Below are 3,653 nucleotides of genomic sequence, written 5' to 3' on the forward strand. Positions count from 1 at the left end.
GGGGGGGGGGGGGGCGGCGGGGCGCCGCGGGGCCGCCCCGGCGCCGGTGGGGGGGGCGGGGGGGGGCGCCCCCCCCCCCCCCCCCCCCCCCCCCCCCGCAACTCGTGGCAACCCCTTCACGCGGCCGGGCCCCTTCTGCTAAGCAGGGTGAGGTCTGACCAGACAACGGATGGGCCGCCTCGCCGCGGTCCGAAGGGAGCTCCATGAAGATTGCACTCACCGGAGGAAGCGGGAAGCTCGGTCGGGTGGCTGTCGAGTATCTGCGCTCGGCGGGCCACGAGGTGTGGAACCTGGATCGGGTGGGGGAGCGCGACCCCGGCTTCATCCAGACCGACCTGACGGACTTCGGCCAGGTGATCGACGCCCTCGGCGGGGTCGACGACCGCTACGACGGGATCGACGCAGTCGTGCACCTCGGGGCGATCCCCGCGCCCGGGCTCGCACCGGACGCCGCCACCTTCCGCAACAACATGCTCTCCACCTACAGCATCTTCGAGGCAACGCGAAAGCTCGGCATCAACCGCATCGTCTACGCCTCGAGCGAGACGGTCCTCGGACTCCCGTTCGACATCGATCCTCCGTACATTCCCGTCGACGAGGAATACGAGGCACGTCCCGAGAGCACATATTCCCTCGTCAAGCACCTCGAGGAGCAGATGGCGCGGCAGCTGTGCCGGTGGAACCCGGACCTCAGCGTCTCGGCCCTCCGGTTCTCGAACGTCATGGTGCCCGCGGACTACGACCGCTTCCCCTCCTTCGACGGCGATCCCCGCGGGCGCAAGTGGAATCTCTGGGGGTACATCGACGCCCGCGACGGATCCCAGGCGATCGAGAAGGCCCTCACGAGCGCGCGTCCCGGCTTCGAGGCCTACATCATCGCGGCGGCGGACACCGTGATGAGCCGCTCGTCCGCCTCCCTTGCCGCCGAGGTGTTCCCGAACGTCACAGTCACGAAGGAACTCGGCGAGCACGAGACGATGCTCGGGATCGACAAGGCGCGACGGCTGCTCGGCTACGAGCCCAAGTACAGCTGGCGGCAGGAGGCTTAGCCGCGAATCACGTTCTCCATGAGCTGGGCGAGTCGGACGTGCCCCTGAGCGGTGGGGTGCTCGCCGTCTGGCCCGATGAGGTCGCGCACATCGCCGGCGATCCAGCCGTCGGCGATGGGGTCCACGAAGGAGACGCCCGCCGTGCCCGCCGCCTTGTGCAGAGCATCGCGGACGGCAGCGAGGTCGGGTGCGGGAGTCGGCGAATAGGACGGCGGGCCGACGACGACGATCCTCGCCTCGGGTGCCTTGGCCTTCGCCGTTTCGAAGGCGAGGACTGCGGAGTCGGTGATTTCCGTGGGGGCGGTCCCCAGATCATTGTCCGAGCCGAAGAACAGGACGATGCTCGCATCCGCCCCCACGAAGCGCTCGACCTCCGTGAGGAACGTGGAGTCGTTCTCGCCGTGGGCCACGTAGCCGCTGCCGTTCTCTGCGGCATTGAGCACCTCGAGATTCCCGCCGTGCTCCTCGTCCCGCTCCACGAGGACCGGCCACGCGTCAGAGGCGGACGTGCCGAACCCGGTGCTGAGCGAATCCCCGATCACCACCACCTGGGCGCGGATCGGCAGAAGGCCAGAGCTCGCCACGCAGAGCAGCACGACCAGAGAGACCCCGAGCGCGACGAGGAGGGCGAGCCGCCGCGAGCGCTGCTGGCCCGCCGTCGGGCTTTCGCTGGTCTCCACGAGGCCCCAGTATTCCTCAGGGGAGGGGGCCGGCCAACCCTGCGGTGGCTGGCCGAGGCGTCCGAAGGCCGCGGATAAACTGGCGCCATGGCGGCGGACGAGGGCAATCGCGGACAGCGGATCACCGAAGCCGTCTCCACCCTCAACCCCGGATACTTCGCCCTCGTCATGGCCAGCGGCATCATCTCCGTCGGGCTCATCCTCGAGGGGTTCGACGTGCCCTCCGGGGTGCTGTTCACGCTCTGCGCGGCGTCCTACGCGATGATCCTCGCCCTGAACGTAGTACGCCTCGTGCGCCATCGCGCGGCCGTGGTCCGCGACGCGACGGATCCCTCGCGGGCCTTCGGCTTCTACACCTTCGTGGCCGGCACGAACGTGCTCGGGGTGCGCACGGCGGCGGCCGGGGTTCACTGGCTGGCGGCGCTGCTCCTCGCCATCGGCGCGGTCGCCTGGATCGTCCTCGGGTATGTGATCCCGTGGACGGCGGTGCTCGGCCGCTCCGAGCGCCCTGTCGTGAAGGAAGCCAATGGGACGTGGTTCGTCTGGAGCGTGGCGAGCCAGTCCGTCGCGGTCGGCTGCGCGACCCTCGAGCCGTTCGCGGGCCCGGCCACCATGGCCGTTGCTCTCCTCGGGGTGCTCGCTTGGAGCGTGGGGATCGTGCTCTACGCAGCGACGGGGATTTTCGTGGCCCTGCGGCTCATGGTCTACCCGGTCGAAGCCGAAGATCTCCGGCCCGGCTATTTCGTGGCGATGGGGGCCATGGCCATCACCGTCCTCGCGGGTGCGCGGCTGATCGAGATGTCAGACGCCCCGATCATCGACGCCACCCGGGGGCTCATCGCGGGCGCCTCGGTGGCCTTCTGGGCGTTCGCCACATGGCTTTTCCCCGCGCTGGTCGCCGTTGGCGCTTGGCGGCATCTGGTGAAGCGCGTCTCTCTTTCCTATGAGCCCGGCCTGTGGAGCGTCATCTTCCCCCTGGGGATGTACGCCGTCGCGGCCATCTATCTGGGGCGAGCGGACCGGCTGCCCATCGTGGAGGCGATCGGCGAGGTGGAGCTCTGGGTTGCCGTCGTCGCGTTCGTCGCCACCTTCGTGGCGATGGCTCTTCATCTTGCCCGCGTGATCCAGGGCGGCAGGGTCTACGTGCCTCGGCGTTGAGACGGGGATTCTGGCCCGGGTGGTGTGTCGACGTCGTCGTCCCCGCCCAATCCTGTGCAGTCGACCGGCTCCGCACCGTGTTCTCTGAGGTATGGGCCTGCCCCCAGGTCTCCGACGAGCCCCGCCTGGAGGCTATCCCAGTGATCCCGTCCTATGAGCACGGGATGCCCAGGCTGTCCCGAGTAGACGGCGCGCCGCAGCATCGAAGGTTCGGCTCCGCCGTCGAGCACGCGGTCCAGCGCGGACGCCGCGAGGTACGGAAGGTCAACGAGCGTGATGAGGGCTGCAACAGGGGCCGGTTCGCGGAAGAGAGCGTCGAAAGCGGAGCGCAGCGAGGCCCCGATGCCGGCCTCCCAGTCGGGAGCGACGACGGGGATCACGCGCGCATCACCCTCCGGAATCAGCGCGCGGGCTTCGTCGGCTCCCGCCCCGAGAACCACGACGACGGGCGCGCACCCTGCGCCGAGCAGGAGGCGCACGCCGCGCTGGAGCCAGTTTCCTTCTTCCGGTGACTCCGCGAGGGCCTTGGGCTTCCCGAATCGGCGACCAGCGCCGGCGGCCAGGAGCACGCCGGCGACCGGGCGGTCAGGCGAGGGCCGACCGTCGATCGGCCGGCCGGGGGAGGGCTGCATGCCATCAGAGTACGGCCCCCGGCGAAACCAAAGGCCGGCAGCGTGGACGCTGCCGGCCTTCCGGGGTGATCCGCAGGGCTCAGAGAGGGCGGACCTGTGCCGCCTGGAGGCCCGTGGGGCCCGGCTGCGACTCG

At 70.0% G+C, this 3,653-nt stretch carries 4 protein-coding genes; 2 read left to right on the top strand and 2 right to left on the bottom strand.

Annotation, left to right across the window (positions count from 1 at the left end; translation table 11 throughout):
* Nucleotides 1–203: 203 nt before the first annotated feature.
* Nucleotides 204–1,049 carry an NAD-dependent epimerase/dehydratase family protein gene (locus ACTHL9_RS07025; RefSeq protein WP_440518133.1) on the top strand — a complete coding sequence of 282 codons (846 nt, stop codon included), beginning with the start codon at nucleotides 204–206 and terminating at the stop codon, nucleotides 1,047–1,049.
* Here ACTHL9_RS07025 and ACTHL9_RS07030 read toward each other — a convergent pair.
* On the bottom strand, nucleotides 1,046–1,729 hold the full coding sequence (locus ACTHL9_RS07030; protein ID WP_440518134.1) for an SGNH/GDSL hydrolase family protein: 684 nt from the start codon (nucleotides 1,727–1,729) through the stop codon (nucleotides 1,046–1,048). The two genes, ACTHL9_RS07025 and ACTHL9_RS07030, sit on opposite strands and share 4 nt — an antisense overlap.
* A gap of 87 nt (nucleotides 1,730–1,816) precedes the next feature.
* Between ACTHL9_RS07030 and ACTHL9_RS07035 the strand changes: the two genes are divergently transcribed.
* Nucleotides 1,817–2,887: a tellurite resistance/C4-dicarboxylate transporter family protein gene (locus ACTHL9_RS07035; RefSeq protein ID WP_440518135.1), complete on the top strand. Its 1,071-nt coding sequence runs from the start codon at nucleotides 1,817–1,819 to the stop codon at nucleotides 2,885–2,887.
* Here ACTHL9_RS07035 and ACTHL9_RS07040 read toward each other — a convergent pair.
* On the bottom strand, nucleotides 2,869–3,519 hold the full coding sequence (locus ACTHL9_RS07040; protein WP_440518136.1) for a nucleotidyltransferase family protein: 651 nt from the start codon (nucleotides 3,517–3,519) through the stop codon (nucleotides 2,869–2,871). The two genes, ACTHL9_RS07035 and ACTHL9_RS07040, sit on opposite strands and share 19 nt — an antisense overlap.
* Nucleotides 3,520–3,653: the final 134 nt, after the last annotated feature.

This window comes from Sinomonas sp. (assembly GCF_051955515.1).
Lineage (GTDB): Bacteria > Actinomycetota > Actinomycetes > Actinomycetales > Micrococcaceae > Sinomonas.

Bases quoted from the DNA above. Each gene is read 5' to 3' on its own strand.
- ACTHL9_RS07035 (WP_440518135.1), top strand. From the start codon at position 1,817: ATGGCGGCGGACGAGGGCAATCGCGGACAGCGGATCACCGAAGCCGTC.
- ACTHL9_RS07025 (WP_440518133.1), top strand. From the start codon at position 204: ATGAAGATTGCACTCACCGGAGGAAGCGGGAAGCTCGGTCGGGTGGCT.
- ACTHL9_RS07040 (WP_440518136.1), bottom strand. From the start codon at position 3,519: ATGCAGCCCTCCCCCGGCCGGCCGATCGACGGTCGGCCCTCGCCTGAC.